Origin of the sequence: Caballeronia cordobensis, assembly GCF_001544575.2 — a bacterium.
Lineage (GTDB): Bacteria > Pseudomonadota > Gammaproteobacteria > Burkholderiales > Burkholderiaceae > Caballeronia > Caballeronia cordobensis.
This window is the reverse complement of record NZ_FCNY02000019.1, coordinates 40,928-64,088: the sequence shown is the minus strand read 5'-3', so window position 1 is coordinate 64,088 and position 23,161 is coordinate 40,928. Positions and strand designations below refer to the sequence as shown.

The following is a 23,161-nucleotide window of genomic DNA, read 5'->3' as shown; positions in this document are numbered from 1 at the left end:
GGCACGGGATTCAGCCCTTTGCGCGACGGACAACGCGGCATCGAAGCCGCGCTGCCTTCGCGATATCAGGGATAAAAGACCTGAACCCGGTAATTCGCGGCAACCGCATCGCCCGTATCGAGCCGGACGATGACCGGTTGCGCACTTTGCGGCGCGAGGCCGACGGCGAATATCGTACCCGGTCGCGCGTAATCCTGCGGCCAGAGCACGCGCCGGATGGCGACGTTGTTCTTGTCGTCGAGCAGCGTGAGTTCGAGCGCCGGATACGCGAGCGCCACGTCCAGCCGGTTGCGCAGCGACAGCTTCAGTTCGAGCTTGTGCGGGCCGTCCACCTGACGCAGCCCCGAGCTCTCGATTTGCAAGCCATCGATATCGCGCGGCGGCGAGATCGTGCAGCCGATCTGATCGCAGACATTCGAGTAGAGCATGTGCGAGCCGGGCACGAGCACCATCACGCTTTCGCGCTGCCACCATGCCAGTTGCACGAGGAGCAGCAGCGCCAGCAGCACCGCGGCGATGATGCCCGCGATGCGCTTGCCTTGCTCGCGGTCGCGCGCGCCGGCGGGTGGAATTCGCGCGGCTGGCTGGCCGCGCGCGGTTCGCGAATGACCGGAAACTTCTCGTTCGCACTCGAGCGGCGCGGCGCGGCGGGCGGCTCGTCGGCGAAGGCGGGCTCGGCGTCGTCGCGCCACGCGGATGACGCGGGCGGCTCCGGCGCAGGGCGGGGAGGCGGCGCATCCACTCGGGGCGCGGGTCCGATGAACGGCTCCGCGCGATCCTTCAACGGATCGAACGGCGGAGCGGGCAACTCGCCGGGCGGCGGCGCATCGGCGCCGGTTCGGGCCGAATTGGCCGCTTCGGGATGGGCTGCGCCCACGCGCACGAATTGTTTGATCGGCCCCGGTTCGGCGGGCAGCGCGGAAGGCTCGTTCGCCGCGCCGTGCGACGCCTCGGCGCGCGGCGGCGCGGTCCGCGTTTGCCCGGGCGCGCCCGCGAAGGAGGGCGCGTTCGCGTAGACCGTGCGCTCGTCCTGCTCGCCGGGAGCGGCGCTGGCTGACGGAGTTGGCGTATCAGTGTGCTTTGCCGCGCCGAGTTCGAGGTTGCGCGGTGCGAAGGGCTTCGGCTTCAGCGGCGGTTCGGGGACGGTCGGAGCATGCGCGGGCAGGTCCGGCGCGCGAACGGGACCGGCGCCCGAACTCGTCGCGGGACCGACGGCGACGTCGTCGTCGATGATCGCGGCATGTTGCGCGGCGCCTGCCGCAGCCGGCTCGTCGGGAAGCTCGAAGCGATGATGCGCGGCATCGAATACTTCCTGGCAATGTCCGCAGCGCACGCGGCCGTCATGCGGCGCGAGCAGATGCGGGTCCAGCTTGAATACGGTTTCGCAGTGGGGGCAGCGGGTTGCCAGCGCCATATAAGAAGTGCCGTAGGCCTGACGGCCTGATCGTGGAAGATGGCGCTATTTTAAAGGCTTTCGCGCCGCGTTCCCGCGAGGCACACCCAGCCTTCGTACTCGCGCCAGACGCCGATATCGATCCACTGCGCGTAGACCGCCGCGACTTCGTCGGCCTGCCGCGCGAGCACGCCCGACAGCGCGATCCTGCCGCCCGGCTTCACCTTCGCGGCGAGCATCGACGCCATCAGCTTGAGGGGATTCGAAAGAATATTCGCGACGACGATATCGAACTCGCCATCGGGACAGGCATCCGGCAAGCCGTAGGTCACGTCCGCGCGATTGCGTTCGCTGTTCTGGCGCGCCGACTCAACCGCCTGCGGGTCGATGTCGATGCCGACCACGGGATTCGCGCCGCACTTCTTCGCGAGAATGGCGAGGATGCCGGAGCCGCAGCCGTAATCGAGCAGCGATTGCCCCGGCTTCACCGACTGCTCCAGCCACTCCATGCAAAGACGCGTGGTCGGATGGCTGCCGGTGCCGAAGGCCAGGCCCGGATCGAGTTCGAGCACGAGTGCGTCCGGATCCGGCGCGTCGTGCCACGAGGGCACGACCCAGATGCGCTCGCCAATGGAAATCGGATCGAACTGCGCCTGCGTGAGACGCACCCAGTCCTGCTCCTCGACGTCGCGCACGGTGAACGCGGGCGCGTGCTGCAAGCCGATTTCGTTCGCGGCGGCCGTGAGCAGCACGGCCGGATCGGCGTCTTCGGCGAGCAAGGCGACCACGCGCGAATGCTTCCACGCGCTCTTTTCGGGCACGAGTCCCGGTTCGCCGAAGAGCGGCTGCTCGTCGGGCGTGTCGGCGTCGGCGTCTTCGACGGACACCGAGAGCGCGCCGACTTCAAGCAGCGCATCCGACAGCGCTTCGGCGTGCTCGCGATCCAGCTCGGCGATCAGTTCCCGGTAACTCATGCTCGTGTCTCTCGTCCTTGCTTACGACTCTTCCGCCACCGCGGCCTGGCGCGCGGCCAGCTTGTTCTCGAGATAGTGGATGCTCGTTCCACCCTCGACGAACTTCGCATCGATCATCATCTCGCGATGCAGCGGAATGTTGGTCGAGATGCCTTCCACGACCATTTCCGACAACGCGATGCGCATGCGGTTGATCGCCTGCTCGCGCGTCGCGCCGTAGGCAATCAGCTTGCCGATCATCGAATCGTAGTTCGGCGGGACGAAGTAATTGGCGTAAGCGTGCGAATCGACGCGAATGCCCGGACCGCCCGCCGTGTGCCACGACGTGATGCGCCCCGGCGACGGCGTGAACTTGAACGGATCTTCCGCGTTGATCCGGCATTCGATCGCGTGTCCCTTGAACTGGATGTCCTTCTGGCGGATCGCGAGCTTCTCGCCCGCCGCGATGCGAATCTGTTCCTGCACGATATCGACGCCCGTGATGAGTTCCGTCACCGGATGCTCCACCTGCACGCGCGTGTTCATCTCGATGAAGTAGAACTCGTTGTTCTCGTACAGGAACTCGAACGTGCCCGCGCCGAGATAGCCCATCTTCTTGCACGCGTCCGCGCAGCGGTCGCCGATACGTTCGATCAGACGGCGCGCGATGCCCGGCGCCGGCGCTTCCTCGATCACCTTCTGGTGACGGCGCTGCATCGAGCAGTCGCGCTCGCCGAGCCAGATCGCGTTGCGAAACGAGTCCGACAACACCTGAATCTCGATGTGGCGCGGGTTCTCGAGAAACTTCTCCATGTACACCTGCGGGTTGCCGAAGGCGCGGCCCGCTTCCTCGCGCGTCATGTTGACCGCGTTCACGAGCGCCGCTTCCGTATGCACCACGCGCATGCCGCGCCCGCCGCCGCCGCCCGCCGCCTTGATGATGACGGGGTAGCCGATCGTGCGCGCAATCTTCACGATCTCGCGCGGATCGTCCGGCAACGCGCCTTCCGAACCCGGCACGCAAGGCACGCCGGTCTTGATCATCGTCTGCTTGGCGGTGACTTTATCGCCCATCAGCCGGATGGTTTCGGGACGCGGGCCGATGAAGGTGAAACCCGATTGCTCGACGCGTTCGGCGAAATCGGCGTTCTCGGAGAGGAAGCCGTAGCCAGGGTGGATGGCTTCGGCGTCGGTGACTTCGGCCGCGCTGATGAGCGCCGGCATGTTCAGATAGGAGAGATTCGAAGGCGCCGGGCCGATACACACGGCTTCGTCGGCCAGTTTGACGTACTTCGCTTCCTTGTCGGCTTCGGAATAGACGACGACTGTCTTGACGCCCAGTTCGCGGCACGCGCGCTGGATGCGAAGCGCGATTTCGCCGCGGTTCGCAATGAGAATTTTTTCAAACATAGTGGGTCGGCTCATCAACGGGCTCGCGCGAGCGGCCCTCGGGGATCGAATCGGCGGCGCGCTTCTCGACACATTTCTCGACGAATTTCTCGACGAATCGAGGTCGTTCCGGCGCCGGCGCGGTGAAGCCGGCGGCGGCTGCGCGAAGCATCCGCGGCACGGCCCGGCGCGCCTTTAGTCGCCGATCACGAAGAGCGGCTGGCCGTACTCGACCGCCTGGCCGTTCTCGACGAGGATTTCCTTCACGACGCCAGCCTTGTCCGCTTCGATCTCGTTCAAGAGCTTCATCGCTTCGATGATGCAGATCGTCTGGCCTTCCTTCACCGTATCGCCGACCTGGATGAACGGGTCCGCGCCCGGCGACGGCGCGCGGTAGAACGAGCCGACCATCGGCGAGGTCACGATATGGCCCTGCGGCGCGGATGCCGCGGGCGTGGCCGCTGCCGGCGCGCCCGCTTCGCCCGTGGCGGCAAATTGCGGCGCTGCCGATGCCTGCACTTGCGGCGCGTACTGCTGCGGCGCCTGCATGTAGACGGGCGCGGCGTTCTTGACGATGCGAACCTTGCCTTCGCCTTCCGTCACTTCCAGCTCCGAGATGCCGGATTCCGAGACGAGGTCGATCAGCGTTTTGAGTTTACGAAGGTCCATCGAAAAATCCCCTTTCAATACTTGGAGACCGGGAATCGGCCCGGCACTTGACTTGATTTGTGGGTGTTCTAACTTCAGCGGCGAGCCAGCGCGGCCAGCCGTTCAGCGCGCGCAGACGCGTGGCGCAGTGTCGCGCCCGTGCATGCGCCGCCGGGAAAATCGACGGCAGAATCGATCGACACGCCGCACACGTTCGTATCGAACGCATCGGCATGGTCGCTTTGAAGCGCGCGCCCGAACCGCACGCGCATGACTGCTGGCGACGCCTCGCGACGGCCGGCACCGGTTTCACGGTAGCCGGACTCGACGGCGAGCTTGCCTTCTGGCGCCAGCGGTGTAGTCATAGTCGCTTCGGGTTGTGCGGAATTGGGCGCACTTTAGCGCCGTTTAGAGAATTTTGTCTAGTTTTACTCTGCGGTCCCGTCTGAAACGGCGGGACAAATTACCGCGCGGTTCCGCCCGATACGGCGAATTTTCCGCAAGTTCCGTGTAAAGCCCGCTAACTCACAGCTTACTTCACGCAACTCGCTGTCTATCGGCTGCGAATTTTTACAGGTTGTCGAGCGTGTGGCGCAACTCGGCCGGATCGACTTCGCCGAGTTTCGTCGAGCGGACCTCGCCCTTCGAATCGATCACCACCGTGAAGGGCAGGCCACCGGCATTATTGCCGAAGCTGCGCGCAAGGTCCGCGCCGCCGAAACCCGTCACGTAGACGGGGTAGGCGACGGGCACTTTGTGCAGGAAGTCGTTGACGTTCTTCTCGCTATCGACGCCAAGTCCGATGAACGTGATCCCTTTCTTCTCGTATTCGCGCTGCATCGCGGAGAGCGTGGGCATTTCCTTCACGCACGGACCGCACCACGACGCCCAGAAGTTGACGACGACCGGCTTGCCTTTGAACGAGGCAAGCGGCTGGGCCGTGCCGGACGCGCCGGGCGGCGTGGCCTTCCAGAGTTGATCCACGGCGTTGCCGCCCGGCTGGGTTGTCGCGGCGACGGTGTCGCTGCCGGTGAACACGTGGCCCGCGTAGAAGCCGCCGACGGTCGCGGCGACCGCGACCACGAGAGCCGCAAGAATGCGTGTGCTTTTCATGAGCGTCCGGAAGATAGATCAGCCGCCGATTTCGAGCGGCGGGGCGTCGGGATGGTCGAGCAGCGCGCGCACCGCCGCCGTATTCGCGCGCGCGAGGCGTCCGCGGCCGTCCGCGCGTACGGCGCCGCGCAGGTCATCGGGGCCATAGAGCGCGATATGCACGCCGACCGGCTCCTCGCCGCGCGTCCGATGCAGAAAACTCAGCGTCTCTACGTAGCCGCGCCCGGCGAAATGCCGAGTCTCCGACACGTCGTACTGTATGTTCGCGTTCAGCAGGTAAATCGCGACTTCCTTGGGATTGTCGCAGAAGCATTGCAAATGGATGTCGGAATGCTCGCCCGCCGTGCCGTTGAGCACCGCGCCCGTCAGGTACGGATCGAAGGGCTTGAGACGCTCCATCCAGTCGAGCGCGATCTCGCGCATGCGGCGCAGCACGGCCGGCTGACTGTCGCTCTGGAAGATCGCCTGATATTCGCGGATTTCCTCTTCGATCTGATCGTTGTCCGGCAGGAATTCGCCGCCGATCTTCGTCTCGCCGACCACGAGCTTCGCGGCCTTGCGCTTGGCGGTGGAGTAGTCGAGGCCGTCTTCGGCGATCATCCGCGCAGCCGCGATCGCGATTTCCTCGCGCACGCGTTGCGGATCGAAATGTGATTTGCGAACCATGCCGGAATGATACTAGATAACCTCGGGCGGCCCTTTTGCGGACCGGGTGCGGCGGGCTTGCGCAGGCGGCGGAAGGCTTAGCCCGCTCGGTTACAATATGCGCCTTCAGGCGCCTTTCTGCACGGGTTTGCCCTTAGGTTGCTCTTAGCTTCACGCAACGGCGCCGTCCCTGTTTCGCATCTCAATCGCCCGCGCGGCGCGACACGTTTTATGCATATCCACATCCTCGGCATCTGCGGCACCTTCATGGGCGGACTCGCGGTTCTGGCGCGCGAAGCGGGCCACAAGGTCACTGGCTGCGACGCGGGCGTCTACCCGCCGATGAGCACGCAGCTCGAAGCGCAGGGCATCGAGTTGATCGAAGGCTATGGCGTCGAGCAGCTTTCGCTCGAACCGGATCTGTTCGTCATCGGCAATGTGGTGACGCGTGGCAATCCGCTGATGGAGGCCATTCTCGATCGCGGGCTGCCGTACACGTCCGGCCCGCAGTGGCTCGGCGAACATGTGCTGAACGGCAAGTGGGTGCTCGCGGTCGCGGGCACGCACGGCAAGACCACGACGAGCTCCATGCTGGCGTGGCTGCTCGAAGACGCCGGCATGAATCCGGGCTTTCTCATCGGCGGGGTGCCGCTCAACTTCGGCATTTCCGCGCGCCTGACCGATTCAAGCTTCTTCGTCATCGAGGCCGACGAATACGACACCGCGTTCTTCGACAAGCGCTCGAAGTTCGTCCACTATCGTCCGCGCACGGCCGTGCTCAACAATCTTGAATTCGATCACGCCGACATCTTCCCCGATCTCGCGTCGATCGAAACGCAATTCCATCATCTCGTGCGCACGGTGCCGGGCATCGGCCGCATCGTTACGAACGGGCGCGAGGCCGCGCTCGAACGCGTGCTGACGCGGGGCTGCTGGTCGGGCGTGGAGCGCTTCGGCGTCGAGGGCGGCTGGCAGGCGTTGCCCGCGGAAGAAGGCGCGCGCGCCGACGAGCAGTTCGCCGTGTACTGGGAAGGCGTGCGGCAGGGCGTCGTCGACTGGCAGGTGCAGGGTGAGCACAATCGCATGAACGCGCTCGCGGCGATCGCGGCGGCGCGCTCGGTCGGCGTGCCGGCGGCGCAGTCGGTGAAATCGCTCGCCGCGTTTCGCAACGTCAAGCGGCGCATGGAAGTGAAAGGCGGCGTCGACGGCGTCACGGTCTACGACGACTTCGCGCATCATCCGACCGCCATCGAAACGACGGTCGCCGGTTTGCGCACGCGCATCGGCAAATCGGACAACACGCGCATTCTCGCCGTGCTCGAACCGCGCTCGAACACGATGAAGCTCGGCACGATGAAAGCGCAGTTGCCCGCGAGTCTCGCCGAGGCCGATCTGGTATTCGGCTATGGCGCGCGCGAAGGCCGCGACAAGCTCGGCTGGGATCTGGCCGAAGCGCTGTCCCCGCTCGGCGACAAGGCGCGGGCGTTCAACGAAATCGAACCTCTGGTGAAGGCGGTCACGGCCGCCGCGCGCCCTGGCGACCACGTGCTCGTGATGAGCAACGGCGGCTTTGGCGGCGTGCATCAGAAACTGCTCGACGCGCTTTCGGCGCGTGGCGCAGGAGGACATTCGTGATTCTCTATCTGCACGGCTTTCGCTCGTCTCCCCAGTCGTTCAAGGCGCGCGTGATGCATGCGCGGCTCGCGGAACTCGGGCGGCTTGGCGAATGGCAGTGCCCGACGCTGCCGGTGTCGCCGTTCGAGGCCGTCGCGCTGGCGGAATCGCTCGCGGCGGGCACCGCGGCGGGCGACGTCACCGTCGTCGGCAGTTCGCTCGGCGGCTACTACGCCACGCATCTCGCGGAAAAGCACGGCTGGCGCGCCGTGCTGCTCAACCCCGCCGTGGTGCCGGATCGCGATCTGAGCCACTATCTCGGCGAGCAGCCGCTCTGGCATGGCGACGGCAGCATCACCGTATTGCCGCGTCATCTCGACGAACTGCGCGCGCTCGCGGTCGAAACGATCACGCGGCCCGAGCGCTACTATCTGATCGCGGCAAGCGGCGACGAAGTGCTCGATTACCGCACCATGCTCGCCCACTATCCCGGCGTGCGGACCACGCTGATTCAGGGCGGCGATCACGCGATCAGCGACTTTCCGGCCTATCTCGCCGATGTCATCGCGTTCTGCGATCAGACGCCGCCGCCGCTCGCGACACCCGCGGCAGCCTGACACCATTCAACCACCGGCGCGAACGACGCGACCCGGTCCACCGTCTTACGAGAGTATTGAGTGAACGTTTTCTTCGAGGAATCGGGTAGTTTCAAGGCCGGATCGGTGCTGTCCAAACAGGGCGACGCATTCCAGGTCGAGTTGCCGGGCGGGCGGCGCGCGAAGGTGCGCGCGAAAGACGTGCTGATCGAATTCGAGAAACCCGCCGCCGGCGACCTGATGCAGGAAGCCGACGCCATCGCGCAGGAGATCGATCTCGACTTTCTGTGGGAATGCGCGCCCGACGACGAGTTTCCGTTCGCCGCGCTCGGCGCGGACTATTTCGGCGACAAGTTCGGCCCCGCCGAACGCGCCGCGCTGGTGTTGCGCATGCACGGCGCGCCGGTGTATTTCCGCCGCAAGGGGCGCGGGCAGTATCAGCGCGCGCCGCAGGAGCAATTGCAGATGGCGCTCGCCGGCCTCGAACGCAAGCGTCAGCAGGCGCTCGTGCAGCAAGGCTACGAAGACGAGCTGAAGGCGGGCAAACTGCCCGAGGCGCTCAAGGGCAAGGCGCTCGGCCTGCTCACGAAGCCCGACAAGAATTCCATCGAATACAAGGCGCTCGAAGCGGCGGCCGCCGCGCGCGGCATTTCGCAGGCGCGGCTGATGCTCGAATGCGGCGGCATCGCGTCGCCGCGGGCGCTGCACGAAGCGCGCTTTCTGTCGGAGTACTTTCCGCACGGCATCGGCTTTCCGTCGGTGCAGCCGGGGCCGTTGCCCGAAGATCTGCCCGAAGCGAACGTCCAGGCGTTCTCCATCGACGACGTCACCACGACCGAAATCGACGACGCCTTCTCCGTCGAGGATCTTTCCGATGGCCGCGTGCGAATCGGCATTCACATCGCGGCGCCGGCGCTCGGCATCGCGCGCGGCGACGCCATCGACGCGATCGCGCGCGGGCGTCTGTCGACCGTCTACATGCCCGGCGACAAGATCACGATGCTGCCCGATAACGTCGTCGATGTATTCACGCTCGGCGAAGGCGGATTGCGCCCGGCGCTGTCGCTCTACATCATTGTGAATCGGGAGACGCAGGATATCGTCGCGACCGAAACGCGCGCCGAACGCGTGTTCGTGAAAAGCAACCTGCGCCACAACCATCTCGACGAGCACGTCACCGAGGAAAGCCTCGCCGCCGGCACAGGCGATTATCCGCACAAGGAAGACATTGCCGTGCTGTGGCCGCTCGCGCAGGCGCTCTTCGAAAAGCGCCAGCAGGCGCGTGCCACGTATGGCCTGAAGCGCGAAGTGCAGCGCAACAACGACTTCAATTTTTACGTGGATGGCGAGCACATCACCATCACGCCGCGCCGCCGCGGTTCGCCGCTCGATCTGATCGTCGCGGAACTGGCGATTCTCGCGAACTCGTCGTGGGGCGCGTTCCTCAACGATCACGGCGTGCCGGGCATCTACCGTTCGCAGCGCGGTTTCGGCGGTCCGGGCCCGAAGCGCACGCGCATGCAGACGACGCCCGCGCCGCACGAAGGGCTCGGCGTCGCGCAATATGCGTGGAGCACGTCGCCGCTGCGCCGCTATGTCGATCTCGTCAATCAATGGCAACTGATCGCGTGCGTGCAGCACGGCGTGACCGCGAAGCTCGCCGCGCCGTTCAAGCCGAAGGACGCCGATCTCTTCGCCGTCGTGCAAGGCTTCGACGATACCTACACCGCGTACGCCGATCATCAGCGCCGCATGGAGTATTTCTGGTGCCTGCGCTGGCTGAAGCAGGAAAACAAGCGGCACGTTCCGGCATCCGTCATCAAGGACGATCTCGTGCGCCTCGAAGAGATTCCGCTGATCCTGCACGTGCCCGGCTTGGGCGTGCATGCGCGGGGCACGCGTGTGATGCTCGAAGTCGTATCCATCGATGAACTCACGGTCGAAGCGTCGTGCCGTCTGCTGAACGTGATCGATGCGCCGGGCGCGGCGGTCGAGGAAGACGAAGCGGAAGAAGAAATCATCGAGGCCGACGATCTCTCCGCCGAGAGCGAAGCCGAAGCGCAGGCGGAAGCATCGACGGCCCAACCCTCCGAAACGCCCGGCAACGCGCAGGAACCGACGCCATGAAAGATCAATACGCGGTGATCGGCAATCCGATCGAGCACAGCAAGTCGCCTTGGATTCACGCGAAATTCGCCGCGCAGACCGGCGAGCCGGTCGAATACGGGCGCATTCTCGGACCGCTCGGCGGCTTCGAGCGTGAAGTCAGGCAATTCATCGCGTCGGGCGGGCGCGGCATGAACGTCACCGTGCCGTTCAAGCTCGACGCGCACGCGTTCGCGGATTCGCTGTCGCCGCGCGCGGCGGCGGCGGGCGCGGTGAACACGCTGGCGTTCGGTCCCGATGGCGTGCGCGGCGACAACACCGACGGCGTCGGGCTCGTGCGCGACATCGAAGTGAATCTGGGCGTGAGTCTGAAGGGCGCGCGCATTCTGCTGCTCGGCGCGGGCGGCGCTGCCCGCGGCGTCGTGCTGCCGATCTTCGATCGTGCGCCGGCGGCGCTCACCATCGTCAACCGGACGGCGGCGAAAGCGCATCAGCTCGTCGATCAGTTCGCGCAGAACGCGGCCGACTGCGGCGTGCGCTTCTCGGGCGGCGGCGCGGACAGCGGGGGAATCGTCGATAGCGGGTGCTACGACGTGATCGTCAACGCGACCGCCGGCAGCCTCGACGCCGCCTTGCCCGATTGCGACGACGGCGCGTTCGGCGCGAACACGCTCGCCTACGACATGATGTACGGCGCGCAGCCCACGGTTTTCATGCAGCACGCAACCAAGCTCGGCGCGCGCGCGTCGGACGGTCTCGGCATGCTCGTCGAGCAGGCGGCCGAATCGTTTTTCATCTGGCGCGGCGTGCGCCCGGACGGCGGCGCCGTGTTGCGCGAATTGCGCCAGATGCTCGCAGCCAAAGCCTGACATGACCACCGCGCCTATCGGCAGTCGCGACCACCGCACGCCGCGCGCGCACAAGGCGGTGCGGCTCGGGCCGGCGCGCTGGATCGCGTATGGCGTGTCGGTGCTGGGTATCGCGTTCATTGCCACGCAGCTTTATTTCTTCGCGCAGATCGGCGTATGGACGGTCGTGAATCCCGGTCCGACCGCGTTCATGCGCGCCGACGCCTGGACGCTCGCGAAGACGCATCCCGGCGTTGCGCTGCAGCGCACGTGGGTGCCGTACGACCAGATTTCGCGCAATCTGAAGCGCGCGATCATCGCATCGGAAGACGCCAACTTCGTCAACAACAACGGCTACGAGACCGACGCGATTCTGCAGGCGTGGGAGAAGAACAAGGCGCGCGGGAAGATCGTCGCGGGCGGTTCGACGATTTCGCAGCAGCTCGCGCGCAATCTCTTCCTCTCGCGCGAAAAGAGCTACGTGCGCAAGGCGCAGGAGCTCGCCATCACATGGATGCTCGAATTCTGGATGGACAAGGAACGGATCTTCGAGATCTATCTGAATTCGGTCGAGTGGGGCAACGGCGTGTACGGCGCGGAGGCGGCGGCGCGCTATTACTACAAGACATCGGCGGCGAAACTTACCGCGTGGCAAAGCGCGCGCCTCGCCGTGATGCTGCCGCGCCCGAAGTATTTCGACGATCACCGGAACGCGCCGTATCTGTCGCAGCGCGCAGGGGTGATCGCGCGCCGGATGGGCGCGGCGGAGCTGCCTCAATGAAATTTAGTTCGCCGCGCTAAACAATATAAAGCCCTGATTTTTCAGGGCTTTTTTGTTTTACAAAGGCTGTCGACCGTCAGCTTTCTTCCCATTATGTGAGCGGTGCGGTCACATATTGAATAAATCAAAGAGCCGGAACTACAATCCGACCAAAGCCTGAACGGCATAGGCGTGCGACGACCCGAAACCCACCGGCGCGCACGACCAGAACAATGGAGACACCGTCATGCATCCGATTGCCTGCCCGCACGCGCGGGCCACTTCGCTCGACTTGCACGTCCGGTCCGCGCCCGCGTGCGCGGATCGATGCGCATCGTGACAGCCGGGAGACCTGCGCCATGACCAAGTTCCAGAACCCGGAAACCGACGCCGCCGAAGCGCAAGCCGCGCATACGAGCGGTCCTCGCGTGAAGCCCGTCGGCACGAGCGCGCCGAAGCACGCGCCCGATCCCGACGCAATCGCACTGCCGAGCGCGCTCGTCGATATCACGCCGCAGCAGGCCGGCACCCAGACGCTCCTGCGCGGTCTCGCGATTCTCGAAGCCGCCGCGAACGGCGCGCGCGATCTGCGCTCGTTCGGCGCGGCGCTCGGTACGACGCGCAGCACGACGCACCGGCTCGTCAGCTCGCTCGTGCAGGCGCGCTATCTGCGGCAAGTGCAGGGCGGCTATCTGCTCGGGCCGAAGCTGATCGAACTGGGCACGATCGCGCTCGAACAAATGCCGCTCACCGCCGTAGCGCGCCCGCATCTCCAGGCGCTCGCCGATCACACGCACGACACGATTCACCTCGGCGTGCGCGATGGCGACGACGTCCTCTATATCGACAAGATTCCCGGCACGCGCGGGCTGGAAATGCGCTCGCGCGTCGGGCATCGCATGCCGCTCGCGTCGACGGGCATCGGCAAGGCGATGATGCTCGATCTCGAATCGGTCGCGTGGAAGCGGCTGCTCGAAGCGTCGCATCGCGCGCTCGCGAAGACGAGTTTCAAGCCCGATAACCGCCCCGACTTCGACACGTTCAACCAGCGCATGACGCGCTATGCGCAGGGCGGCTTCACCTTCGACCTCGAAGAGAACGAAGCGTCGATCCGCTGCGTCGCCGCGCCCGTGCGCGATGCGTCGGGTGCGATCGTCGCGGCGCTGTCGGTGGCGAGCACGATTCCGTATATGCCCCACGAGCGCATGGAAGAACTGATCCCGGTCGTGCAGCGCGAGGCGCGCGCGATTTCCGAGGAACTCGGCTGGCGGGCCCCGCAGCCCGCCCGCAGGATCAAGCGATGACTTCATCCGGATCGAACCCCGCACTCATCGCGCTCGACTGGGGCACGACGTCCCTGCGCGCCTATCTGCTCGGCAGCGACGGCCTCGCGCTCGATACGCGCACGTCGGCGGCGGGCATCATGAATCTGCCCGCGGGCGGCTTCGATCAGGCGTTCGAGGACACCTGCGGCATGTGGCTCGATGCGCATGCGCGCTTGCCCGTCATCGCGGCGGGCATGGTCGGCAGCGCGCAGGGCTGGGTCGAGGCGCCGTATGTCGAGACGCCCGCCGATGCCGATGCGCTCGTCGCCGGCATCGTCACGGTGAAAACGGCGCGCGGCGTGACTTTGCACGTCGTGCCGGGCGTGCTGCAGCAAGGCGCGCTGCCCAATGTGATGCGCGGCGAGGAAACGCAGATCTTCGGTGCGCTGTCGAGCGATGCGTCGCTGACCGCAGCCGATGGCGCGTTGATCGGCTTGCCGGGCACGCATGCGAAATGGGCATTCGTCGCCGATGCGCGCATCGAACGTTTCTACACCTTCATGACGGGCGAGACCTTCGGCGCGCTGCGCGATCACACGATTCTCGGCCGCACGATGCATCCGAGCGCGACGCACGACGAGCCGGCGTTTCTGCGCGGCGTCGATACGGCGCGCGATGCCGGTCATCCCGGCCTGCTCGCGACGATCTTCAGCACGCGCACGCTTGGCCTCACCGGCCAGCTTTCGGCGGAACAGCAGCCGGATTATCTGTCCGGACTTCTGATCGGCCACGAGTTGCGCGGACTGAACGAAGTGCTCGCGCGCCAGCAGTCGTCGCTTTCCGGCAGGACGCTGCGCCTGATCGGCAACGACGCGCTGTGCAACCGCTATCGCGCGGCGCTCGCGCGCTTCGGCTGCCACGATGCCCCGACGGTCGCGCACGCCACCGAGCACGGCCTTCACCGAATCGCCGCACGGGCGGGCCTGATCGCCGCGCCCGCCCGCGCAGCCTGACAAGGAGTCAACACGATGCAGCCCCCCATCAATCTGCCCGCGCCGTACGGCATGCACGACGGTCTCGCGAAGGCGTTCGACGCGTGCCCGCTGATCGCGATCCTGCGCGGCGTCACGCCGGCCGAAGCCGCCGGTCATGGCCGCGCGCTGTACGAAGCGGGCTTTCGCATCGTCGAGGTGCCGCTCAATTCGCCGCAGCCGTTCGACAGCATCGCGGCCATCCGCCAGGCGTTGCCGCGCGACGCGATCGTCGGCGCGGGAACGGTGCTGCATCCGAGTTACGTCGATAGCGTGAAGGCCGCGGGCGGCGAGCTTATCGTCATGCCGCACAGCGATGCCGATGTCGTGCGCGCCGCGAAAGCGCAAGGTCTTGCGTGCGCGCCGGGCGTCGCGACGCCGAACGAGGCGTTTCTCGCACTGAAGAACGGCGCGGACGTGCTGAAGATGTTTCCCGCCGAGCAGCTCGGCCCGGCGATCGCGAAGGCATGGCGCGCGGTGATCGCGAAGGACGTGCCGCTCGTGCCGGTCGGCGGCATCGCGCCGGACAACATGGGACCGTTTCTCGCCGCCGGCGCGAACGGTTTCGGCCTCGGTTCCGCGCTGTACAAGCCGGGCCAGAGCGCGGATGTCACGGCGTCGCACGCGAAGGCGTTCATCGACGGGCTGGCGCTTGCGCGAGGCGAGGCGAAATGAACCGCCTGGCCGGCAAAGTCGCGATGATCACGGGCGCGGGACGCGGCATCGGCGCGGCGATCGCGCTGGCGTTCGCGCGCGAGGGCGCGTGCGTCGTGCTGGCGGAGCTGGACATCGCCACGGCGCGTGAAACGGCGGAACGCATCGGACACGAAACCGGCACGACGAACGTGATCGCGCTCGAAACCGACGTCACGCAGAGCGCATCGGTGCAAGCAGCGGTGACGCAGACCGAAGCGCGCTTCGGCCCGCTCGACGTGCTCGTGAACAACGCAGGCATCAACGTGTTCTGCGACCCGCTCACGATGACCGACGAGGACTGGCGCCGCTGCTTCGCCGTCGATCTCGACGGCGTGTGGAACGGCTGCCGCGCGGTGCTGCCCGGCATGGTCGAACGCGGGCGCGGCAGCATCGTGAATATCGCGTCGACGCACAGCTTCAAGATCATTGCGGGCTGCTTTCCGTATCCGGTGGCCAAGCACGGCGTGATCGGCCTGACGCGCGCGCTCGGCATCGAATACGCGCCGAACAACGTGCGGGTGAATGCAATCGCGCCGGGTTACATCGAAACGCAATTGACGCTCGACTGGTGGGATGCGCAAGCGGACCCGAAAGCCGCGCGCCAGGCGACGCTCGATCTGCAGCCGATGAAGCGCATCGGTCAGCCGCAGGAAGTGGCGATGACGGCGGTGTTTCTCGCATCGGACGAGGCGCCGTTCATCAATGCGAGTTGCATCACGGTCGATGGCGGGCGCTCGGCGCTGTACCACGACTGAAAGACTTGAACGAGAACCAGCAAAAGAATGACGACGCACTGGCCGCGGTGCGCCTCATAAATACAAGACACGGCCACCACCTTCGTAGCGCCCGCGCGCGGGCATTTTTCGACATCGGAAAAAGTCGGGAGACAAAAAATGAAACGCAGACTGTTCCTCACGCTGATCGCCGCCGCCACGGCAACGAGCGCCTCCATGATCGCGGCGCCCGTCGCGCAGGCGGCCGACGAAGTCAAGATCGGCTTCCTCGTGAAGCAGCCGGAAGAACCGTGGTTCCAGGACGAATGGAAGTTCGCCGAAATCGCGGCCAAGAACAAGGGCTTCACGCTCGTGAAGATCGGCGCGCCGTCGGGTGAAAAGGTGATGAGCGCCATCGACAACCTCGCCGCGCAGAAGGCGCAGGGCTTCATCATCTGCACGCCGGACGTGAAGCTCGGACCGGGCATCGTCGCCAAGGCGAAGGCCGACAAGCTCAAGATGATGACGGTCGACGACCGCCTCGTCGACGGTTCCGGCAAGCCGATCGAATCCGTGCCGCACATGGGCATTTCCGCCTACAACATCGGCAAGCAGGTAGGCGACGGCATCGCCGCCGAGATCAAGAAGCGCGGCTGGGACATGAAGGATGTCGGCGCGATCGACGTGACCTACGAACAGTTGCCGACCGCGCATGACCGCACGGCCGGCGCGACCGACGCGCTCGTCGCGGCGGGCTTCCCGAAGGCGAACATCATCGCCGCGCCGCAAGCGAAGACCGATACGGAAAACGCGTTCAACGCCGCGAACATCGCGCTCACGAAGAATCCGCAATTCAAGCACTGGGTCGCCTATGCGCTCAACGACGAAGGCGTGCTCGGCGCGGTGCGCGCGGCGGAAGGCCGTGGCTTCAAGGCGGACAACATGATCGGCATCGGCATCGGCGGTTCGGACTCGGCGCTGAACGAATTCAAGAAGCCGAATCCGACGGGCTTCTTCGGCACCGTCATCATCAGCCCGAAGCGCCACGGCGAAGAGACGTCCGAGCTGATGTACGCGTGGATCAAGGACGGCAAGGCGCCGCCGCCGCTCACGCTCACGACCGGCATGCTGGCGACGCGCGAGAACGTCGCGTCGGTGCGTCAGCAGATGGGCCTGGCGTCGAACTAAGGTGCAATGGCGGGCCGCTCGCAAGCGCGCGGCCCGCGCATGAAAAGGAGGCGATGTGTCAGCGACGCTGCGTTTTGACAATATCGGCAAGGTGTTTCCAGGCGTGCGCGCGCTCGACGGCGTGTCGTTCGACGTCAACGCCGGCGAAGTTCACGGCCTGATGGGCGAGAACGGCGCGGGTAAATCGACCTTGCTCAAGATTCTCGGCGGCGAGTACCAGCCCGATTCGGGGCGCGTGCTCATCGATGAAAAAGAAGTGCATTTCGCGAGCGCGGCGGCTTCGATCGCGTCGGGCATCGCGGTGATTCATCAGGAATTGCAGTACGTGCCGGATCTGACCGTGTCCGAGAATCTGCTGCTCGGCGCGCTGCCGAACCGGCTCGGCTGGGTCAACAAGCGCGCGGCGAAAGCGCACGTGCGCGAGCGGCTCGCGGCAATGGGCGTCGATCTCGATCCGAACGCCAAGCTGCGCAAGCTCTCGATCGCGCAACGTCAGATGGTCGAAATCTGCAAGGCGCTGCTGCGCAACGCGCGCGTGATCGCGCTCGACGAGCCGACTTCGTCGCTGTCGCATCGCGAGACGGAAGTGCTCTTCAAGCTCGTGCGCGATCTGAAGGCGGACAACCGCGCGCTGATCTACATCTCGCACCGCATGGACGAGATTTACGAACTGTGCGACGCCTGCACGATTTTCCGTGACGGCCGCAAGATCGCGTCGCATCTGGCGCTCGCCGAAGTGCCGCGCGACACGCTCGTGCAGGAGATGGTCGGCCGCGAAATTAGCGACATTTACGACTATCGCGCGCGTCCGCTGGGCGAAACGCGGTTCTCGGTGAAGAACGTCGAAGGCGATGCCTTGAGCGCGCCCGCGAGCTTCGATGTAAAGCGCGGCGAGATCGTCGGATTTTTCGGTCTGGTGGGCGCGGGCCGCAGCGAGCTGATGCATCTCGTCTACGGCGCGGACAAGAAGAAGCACGGCGAGATTGTGCTCGACGGCCAGCCGATCAAGGTGCGCAGCACGGGCGAAGCGATACGTCACGGCATCGTGCTGTGCCCGGAGGATCGCAAGGAAGAGGGCATCGTCGCGATGGCGACGGTTGCGGAGAACATCAACATCTCGTGCCGCCGTCATTATTTGCGCGGCGGCCTGTTTCTCGACCGCAAAAAGGAAGCGCAGACGGCCGACCGCTTCATCCAGTTGCTGAAGATCAAGACGCCGAGCCGCAAGCAGCGCATCCGTTTTTTGTCGGGCGGCAATCAGCAGAAAGCGATTCTGTCGCGCTGGCTTGCGGAGCCGGATCTGAAGGTCGTGATTCTCGACGAACCGACACGCGGCATCGACGTCGGCGCCAAACACGAGATCTATAACGTGATCTATCAGCTTGCGGAGCGCGGCTGCGCGATCGTGATGATTTCGTCGGAATTGCCTGAAGTGCTCGGCGTATCCGATCGCATCGTCGTGATGCGGCAGGGGCGGATCGCGGGCGAGTTGCCGCGCGAGAATGCGAGCGAACAGGCGGTGCTGAGTCTCGCGCTGCCGCAGAGCGAGAGCGTCGCGCAGGCGGCATAAAGACAAGAGGAGCGAATCATGGAAGCAAGAGAAAACATCGTGGGTCAGGCGACGGAAACCGTCGCGAACGCGCTGATCCCGCAAAAGAGCGACAAACAGAAGTGGTGGCAGCAGATCACGGAGTACAGCCTGATCGTGATCTTCGTCGTGATGTTCGTGACGATGTCGTTGTCCGTCGATCACTTCTTCTCGATCGAGAACATGCTGGGTCTCGCGCTGTCGATCTCGCAGATCGGCATGGTCGCGTGCACGATGATGTTCTGTCTCGCGTCGCGCGACTTCGACTTGTCGGTGGGCTCGACGATCGCCTTTGCCGGCGTGCTCTGCGCGATGGTGCTCAACGCCACGGACAACACGTTCATTGCGATCATCGCGGCGGTGGCGGCGGGCGCGGTGATCGGTTTCGTGAACGGCGCGGTGATCGCTTATCTGCGCATCAATGCGTTGATTACTACGCTGGCCACGATGGAAATCGTGCGCGGGCTTGGCTTCATCGTGTCGCATGGACAGGCGGTGGGCGTGTCGTCGGATACCTTCATTGCGCTTGGCGGTTTGTCGATGCTGGGGATTTCCCTGCCTATCTGGGTGACGCTTGCGTGTTTCATCGTTTTTGGCGTATTGCTCAACCAGACGGTGTATGGACGTAATACATTGGCGATCGGCGGGAATCCTGAAGCCTCGCGGCTGGCGGGTATCAATGTCGAGCGCACGCGGGTGTGGATCTTTTTGATTCAGGGCGCTGTCACCGCGCTGGCGGGTGTGATTCTCGCCTCGCGGATTACTTCGGGGCAGCCGAATGCTGCTCAGGGGTTTGAGCTCAATGTGATTTCAGCTTGTGTGCTCGGTGGGGTTTCCTTGCTGGGCGGTAGGGCTACGATTTCGGGTGTCGTGATTGGCGTGCTCATCATGGGTACTGTCGAGAACGTCATGAATCTTCTCAATATCGATGCGTTTTATCAGTACCTTGTCAGAGGGGCGATTCTGCTGGCTGCTGTGTTGCTCGATCAGTTGAAGAATCGTGGGGCGCGGGATTGAGGGTTTTATCGTTGTGCTCGGGCTGTTCGGGGGTCTTCTTGGGTCTTCGTGGAATCCTGTTTTCTTGTCGGTCTATTGGCTCTGCCCCTCCCCGGGGCGGGGGTAACTTTCTTTGCTGCTGCAAAGAAAGTCACCAAAGAAAGCAGCTTTTCAGGCCCGCGGTCACACGCAGTTTGGCCAATTTTCTCCTCCAAGGTGGCACTCGCCTAAGTGTCGCCCTCGAAGGACCAACCGGGCGTGGATCGCGCACGGTCTGACGAGCTAGTGCCCAACGGACGCTGGTTCAGCACGAAATGGCTCCGGCACAGCGCTACGCGCTGCCGCCGGGTCTGCGAGGGAAACCGGCAGGAAAGGAAGCGCGGGCGCCCGCGCACCTGATTCACCGGTCGGCCGCGAAGCGGGCCGGAACTTGAAATGGCTGTACCGGTTTGTTGTGCGGTGCGATGTGACGGATCGTGCGCGATCCAAGCCCGGTTGGGCCTGTGGGGGCACTCTTTAGGCGAGGGCCGTTCCCCGAGGAGAAGAGTGGCCAACGTGCGTGTGACCGCGGGCGGTGACAAAGCTGCTTTCTTTGGTGACTTTCTTTGCAGCAGCAAAGAAAGTTACCCCCGCCCCGGGGAGGGGCAGAGCCAATAGACCGACAAGAAATCAGGATTCCACCACAAAAAACGCAAGCAAAGAGAAAGAGACAAAGAGAGAAAAGAGACCCATGGCACCCATAAGCAAGTCACTAGCAAGCTACCCCAGCCTGGAAGGCAAAACCGTACTGATAACCGGCGGCGCCACCGGCATCGGCGAGGCCTTCGTCGAACACTTCTTCGACCAGAACGCGAAAGTCGCCTTCTTCGACATCGACACTAACGCGGGCGAAGCGCTCGCCGACCGCCTGGGCGCAAACCTCCCGCCAGGCAGATCGCGACCGATGTTCCTCAACGTCGACCTCACGGATATCGACGCATTGAGAAAAGGCATCGAAGACGTACGAGCCGCGCTAGGCGCGATCACCGTGCTCGTCAACAATGCCGCCAACGACAAGCGCCACGCGATCGAAGACGTCACGCCCGAGTCCTACGATGCGGGCATCGCGGTCAACATCCGGCATCAGTTCTTCGCGGCGCAGGCCGTGATCGACGACATGAAGCGCGCGGGCGGCGGCTCGATCATCAATCTCGGCTCGATCAGCTGGATGCTCAAGCAAGGCAACTTTCCCGTCTACACGACGTCGAAATCCGCAGTGCAAGGCATGACGCGCGGCCTCGCGCGCGATCTCGGCAAGTTCGGCATCCGCGTGAATACGCTCGTGCCGGGCTGGGTCATGACCGAGAAGCAAAAGCGTCTCTGGCTCGACGACGCCGGCCGCGAAGCCATCAAGCAAGGCCAGTGCATCGACGCGGAACTGATGCCCGCGCATCTCGCGCGCGCCGCGCTCTTTCTGGCATCGGACGACAGCAGCATGATCACCGCGCAGGACATGATCGTCGATGGAGGATGGGTCTGATGAACACGCCAGGCGCCACGTTGTTGATCGACAGCCAGTGCTCGCTCGGCGAAGGCGCGACGTGGTGCGCCGCGAGCGGCCAGTTCTGGTGGACCGATATCGAAGGCAAAAAGCTGTGGCGCCACGATCCGCGCGACGGCTCGACCGATTCGTTCGCCATGCCCGAACGCCTCGCGTGCTTCACGCCCTGCGCCGATGCGCGCTTCCTGCTGCTCGGGCTCGCGTCGCGGCTCGCGTTTTATGAAATCGCGACGGGCGCGATCGAGACCATCATGGAAGTCGAAGCCGATCTGCCGACGCGCCTGAACGACGGCCGCTGCGACCGCGAAGGGCGCTTCGTGTTCGGCACCAAGCATGACGTGGACGACGCGCAAGCCATCGGCGGGTTCTATCGGCTGAACCGCGATTTGTCGCTCGAACGCCTGCCGCTGGGCAATTGCGCGATTTCGAACAGCATCGGCTTCAGCCCGGACGGCAAGACGATGTACTACTGCGATTCGCCGACGCGCCAGATTCGCGTCTGCGATTACGCGACGTTCGCGAACGATCGCGTGTTCGTCGAACTGGCCGATGCGACGGGCGTGCCCGACGGTTCCATCGTCGATGCGGACGGCGGCCTGTGGAATGCGCAGTGGGGCGGCGCGCGCGTGGTGCGCTACGCACCCGACGGCCGCGAGACGGCGCGTATCGGGATGCCCACCGCGCAGCCGAGTTGCGCCGCGTTCGGCGGAGAGGATCTGAGCACCTTGTACGTCACGACGGCGCGCATCGGCCTCGATGAAACCGATGCGCACGCGGGCGGCGTGTTCGTCGCGACGCCGGGCGCGCGCGGCATCGCCGAAGCCGTATTCGCCGGAAAAGCCTGACAACACGAGGCGGCGCGCAACGACGCGCCGTCCGACCGACACCGGCCGCGCCGGGTTATTCGCCTCTCGATGGAGCACGAGTCATGACTGTTGCGCGCACAGAGCAAAGACCGAATCCTGCATCGACGTCCACGGCGCAGGCGAACGCCCGCCGTTCGCGGCTGGCCGCCGCGGCCGAACCGCCGATACGCCCCGGCCCGGGCACGGCGGCCGTGGCGATCGGCGGGGCGCATACCGAAGGCTGCATCACGCTCTCGAACGCGCATCTGCGGCTCGAACTCGCGCCGTCGCTCGGCGGCGGCATCACGCGGTTCGACTGGCGGGACGAAGGCGCGCTGGTGCCGATCTTCCGGCCCTGCGTCGCGCCCGGTCCGGACACCGATCCGAATCAACTCGCGTGCTATCCGCTTTTGCCGTATTCGAACCGCATCGGCAACGGGCATTTTCAGTTTTCGGGACGCTCCATCGACGTGCCGCGCAACCGCGCCTGCGAACCGCTGCCGCTGCACGGCGACGGCTGGCTCGGTGCGTGGGAGGTCGAAGAGGAAACGGCGGGGCGCGCGCGGTTCACGCTGGATCGCAGCGACGGCGAGCCGTACGCGTTTCGCGCCGCGCAGACTTACGCGCTCGACGACGCCACGCTCGTCGTGACGCTCGACGTGCAGAACACCGGCATCGACGCGCTGCCGTTCGGCCTCGGGCTGCATCCCTTTCTGATGCGCGAGGCGGACACGGAGCTTTCCGCGGCGGCGGGCGGCGTGTGGCTATGCGGCGACGACTGGCTGCCCGTGCGGCATGTGCCGACGCCGCCGGCGTGGCAGTTCGGCGTCGCGTATCCGATGCCGTCCGAGATGGTGAACAACGCGTTCACCGGATGGAGCGGCCGCACGAGCGTGCTGTGGCCGAAACGCCGGCTGTCGCTGACGATCGCCGCCGATACCGACTATTACGTGCTGTACGTGCCGCCCGGCGAGAGCTTCTTTTGCTTCGAGCCGGTCGATCACCCGATCAACGCGGTGAACCTGCCGGGTGGCGGCGAAGCGCACGGCATGACGGTGCTCGCGCCCGGCGAGCGGCTGTCGCGCCAGTTCCGTTTCACTGTCGAGCGCACCGGCGAAGCGGCGCGGCGCGCGAGGCCCAAGGCAAGGGCGAGGGCGGCGGCGCGCTGACGCCACGGGAAACCCGACGCCCGCACGTTAAAATGCGTGGCATCGACGTTCAACGAAATCCCGCC

General features: G+C 65.2%; 24 protein-coding genes. 15 read left to right on the top strand and 9 right to left on the bottom strand.

Going from position 1 to position 23,161, the window contains the following annotated elements; translation table 11 throughout:
* Window positions 1-65: 65 nt before the first annotated feature.
* The 9 genes from AWB70_RS39120 to AWB70_RS29075 all read right to left on the bottom strand — a co-directional run bounded on the left by AWB70_RS39120 (window position 66) and on the right by AWB70_RS29075 (window position 6,162).
* On the bottom strand, window positions 66-485 hold the full coding sequence (locus AWB70_RS39120; protein ID WP_200826450.1) for a DUF3426 domain-containing protein: 420 nt from the start codon (window positions 483-485) through the stop codon (window positions 66-68).
* Window positions 452-1,414, bottom strand: coding sequence for a zinc-ribbon domain-containing protein (locus tag AWB70_RS29100; RefSeq protein ID WP_200826449.1), 963 nt, complete (start codon window positions 1,412-1,414; stop codon window positions 452-454). The genes AWB70_RS39120 and AWB70_RS29100 overlap by 34 nt, the downstream gene beginning before the upstream one ends.
* Before the next feature lie 50 nt (window positions 1,415-1,464).
* Window positions 1,465-2,367 (bottom strand): 50S ribosomal protein L11 methyltransferase, encoded by a 903-nt coding sequence (gene prmA / locus AWB70_RS29095; RefSeq protein WP_053568787.1) that lies wholly within the window; start codon window positions 2,365-2,367, stop codon window positions 1,465-1,467.
* Between the two features lie 21 nt (window positions 2,368-2,388).
* Window positions 2,389-3,756 carry an acetyl-CoA carboxylase biotin carboxylase subunit gene (accC, locus tag AWB70_RS29090; protein ID WP_014192291.1) on the bottom strand — a complete coding sequence of 456 codons (1,368 nt, stop codon included), beginning with the start codon at window positions 3,754-3,756 and terminating at the stop codon, window positions 2,389-2,391.
* On the bottom strand, window positions 3,749-3,907 hold the full coding sequence (locus tag AWB70_RS38905; RefSeq protein ID WP_159680340.1) for a hypothetical protein: 159 nt from the start codon (window positions 3,905-3,907) through the stop codon (window positions 3,749-3,751). The genes accC and AWB70_RS38905 overlap by 8 nt, the downstream gene beginning before the upstream one ends.
* A 23-nt stretch (window positions 3,908-3,930) precedes the next feature.
* Window positions 3,931-4,404 (bottom strand): acetyl-CoA carboxylase biotin carboxyl carrier protein, encoded by a 474-nt coding sequence (gene accB, locus AWB70_RS29085; RefSeq protein WP_045451063.1) that lies wholly within the window; start codon window positions 4,402-4,404, stop codon window positions 3,931-3,933.
* Between the two features lie 74 nt (window positions 4,405-4,478).
* Window positions 4,479-4,748, bottom strand: a complete 270-nt coding sequence (locus AWB70_RS38510) for a hypothetical protein (protein ID WP_053568786.1) — start codon at window positions 4,746-4,748, stop codon at window positions 4,479-4,481.
* A gap of 205 nt (window positions 4,749-4,953) precedes the next feature.
* Entirely contained in the window at window positions 4,954-5,496 is a 543-nt protein-coding gene (locus AWB70_RS29080) for a TlpA family protein disulfide reductase (protein WP_053568785.1), read from the bottom strand.
* 18 nt (window positions 5,497-5,514) lie between these two features.
* Window positions 5,515-6,162: a hypothetical protein gene (locus AWB70_RS29075; RefSeq protein WP_053568784.1), complete on the bottom strand. Its 648-nt coding sequence runs from the start codon at window positions 6,160-6,162 to the stop codon at window positions 5,515-5,517.
* Window positions 6,163-6,279: 117 nt separating this feature from the next.
* On the opposite strand from AWB70_RS29075, the gene mpl reads away from it, so the two are divergent.
* From mpl to AWB70_RS29000, 15 genes are all read left to right on the top strand, one after another.
* Window positions 6,280-7,776 (top strand): UDP-N-acetylmuramate:L-alanyl-gamma-D-glutamyl-meso-diaminopimelate ligase, encoded by a 1,497-nt coding sequence (mpl, locus tag AWB70_RS29070; RefSeq protein ID WP_374730264.1) that lies wholly within the window; start codon window positions 6,280-6,282, stop codon window positions 7,774-7,776.
* Complete coding sequence (locus AWB70_RS29065; RefSeq protein WP_053568782.1) at window positions 7,773-8,372, top strand: YqiA/YcfP family alpha/beta fold hydrolase; 600 nt, start codon at window positions 7,773-7,775, stop codon at window positions 8,370-8,372. Before mpl ends, AWB70_RS29065 begins: the two co-directional genes overlap by 4 nt.
* 60 nt (window positions 8,373-8,432) lie before the next feature.
* Window positions 8,433-10,478, top strand: a complete 2,046-nt coding sequence (locus tag AWB70_RS29060; RefSeq protein ID WP_053568781.1) for a ribonuclease catalytic domain-containing protein — start codon at window positions 8,433-8,435, stop codon at window positions 10,476-10,478.
* Complete coding sequence (gene aroE / locus AWB70_RS29055) at window positions 10,475-11,326, top strand: shikimate dehydrogenase (protein ID WP_053568780.1); 852 nt, start codon at window positions 10,475-10,477, stop codon at window positions 11,324-11,326. The genes AWB70_RS29060 and aroE overlap by 4 nt, the downstream gene beginning before the upstream one ends.
* 1 nt (window position 11,327) lies before the next feature.
* Window positions 11,328-12,086, top strand: coding sequence for a monofunctional biosynthetic peptidoglycan transglycosylase (mtgA, locus tag AWB70_RS29050; protein WP_045451058.1), 759 nt, complete (start codon window positions 11,328-11,330; stop codon window positions 12,084-12,086).
* Window positions 12,087-12,424: 338 nt separating this feature from the next.
* Window positions 12,425-13,369: an IclR family transcriptional regulator gene (locus AWB70_RS29045; protein ID WP_053568779.1), complete on the top strand. Its 945-nt coding sequence runs from the start codon at window positions 12,425-12,427 to the stop codon at window positions 13,367-13,369.
* Window positions 13,366-14,343, top strand: coding sequence for a 2-dehydro-3-deoxygalactonokinase (locus AWB70_RS29040; RefSeq protein ID WP_143281720.1), 978 nt, complete (start codon window positions 13,366-13,368; stop codon window positions 14,341-14,343). The genes AWB70_RS29045 and AWB70_RS29040 overlap by 4 nt, the downstream gene beginning before the upstream one ends.
* A gap of 15 nt (window positions 14,344-14,358) precedes the next feature.
* Entirely contained in the window at window positions 14,359-15,036 is a 678-nt protein-coding gene (locus AWB70_RS29035; RefSeq protein ID WP_053568778.1) for a 2-dehydro-3-deoxy-6-phosphogalactonate aldolase, read from the top strand.
* On the top strand, window positions 15,033-15,812 hold the full coding sequence (locus AWB70_RS29030) for an SDR family oxidoreductase (RefSeq protein ID WP_053568777.1): 780 nt from the start codon (window positions 15,033-15,035) through the stop codon (window positions 15,810-15,812). The genes AWB70_RS29035 and AWB70_RS29030 overlap by 4 nt, the downstream gene beginning before the upstream one ends.
* 138 nt (window positions 15,813-15,950) lie before the next feature.
* Window positions 15,951-16,958: an arabinose ABC transporter substrate-binding protein gene (locus tag AWB70_RS29025; RefSeq protein WP_014192278.1), complete on the top strand. Its 1,008-nt coding sequence runs from the start codon at window positions 15,951-15,953 to the stop codon at window positions 16,956-16,958.
* A gap of 55 nt (window positions 16,959-17,013) precedes the next feature.
* On the top strand, window positions 17,014-18,528 hold the full coding sequence (gene araG, locus AWB70_RS29020) for an L-arabinose ABC transporter ATP-binding protein AraG (RefSeq protein WP_053568776.1): 1,515 nt from the start codon (window positions 17,014-17,016) through the stop codon (window positions 18,526-18,528).
* Between the two features lie 18 nt (window positions 18,529-18,546).
* Window positions 18,547-19,563, top strand: a complete 1,017-nt coding sequence (gene araH / locus AWB70_RS29015; protein ID WP_053568775.1) for an L-arabinose ABC transporter permease AraH — start codon at window positions 18,547-18,549, stop codon at window positions 19,561-19,563.
* Window positions 19,564-20,272: 709 nt separating this feature from the next.
* A complete protein-coding gene (locus AWB70_RS29010; protein WP_053568774.1) occupies window positions 20,273-21,061 on the top strand; it encodes an SDR family NAD(P)-dependent oxidoreductase in 789 nt (262 codons plus the stop codon).
* Complete coding sequence (locus AWB70_RS29005; RefSeq protein ID WP_053568773.1) at window positions 21,052-21,927, top strand: SMP-30/gluconolactonase/LRE family protein; 876 nt, start codon at window positions 21,052-21,054, stop codon at window positions 21,925-21,927. Before AWB70_RS29010 ends, AWB70_RS29005 begins: the two co-directional genes overlap by 10 nt.
* An 83-nt stretch (window positions 21,928-22,010) precedes the next feature.
* On the top strand, window positions 22,011-23,096 hold the full coding sequence (locus AWB70_RS29000) for an aldose 1-epimerase (protein ID WP_053568772.1): 1,086 nt from the start codon (window positions 22,011-22,013) through the stop codon (window positions 23,094-23,096).
* Window positions 23,097-23,161: the final 65 nt, after the last annotated feature.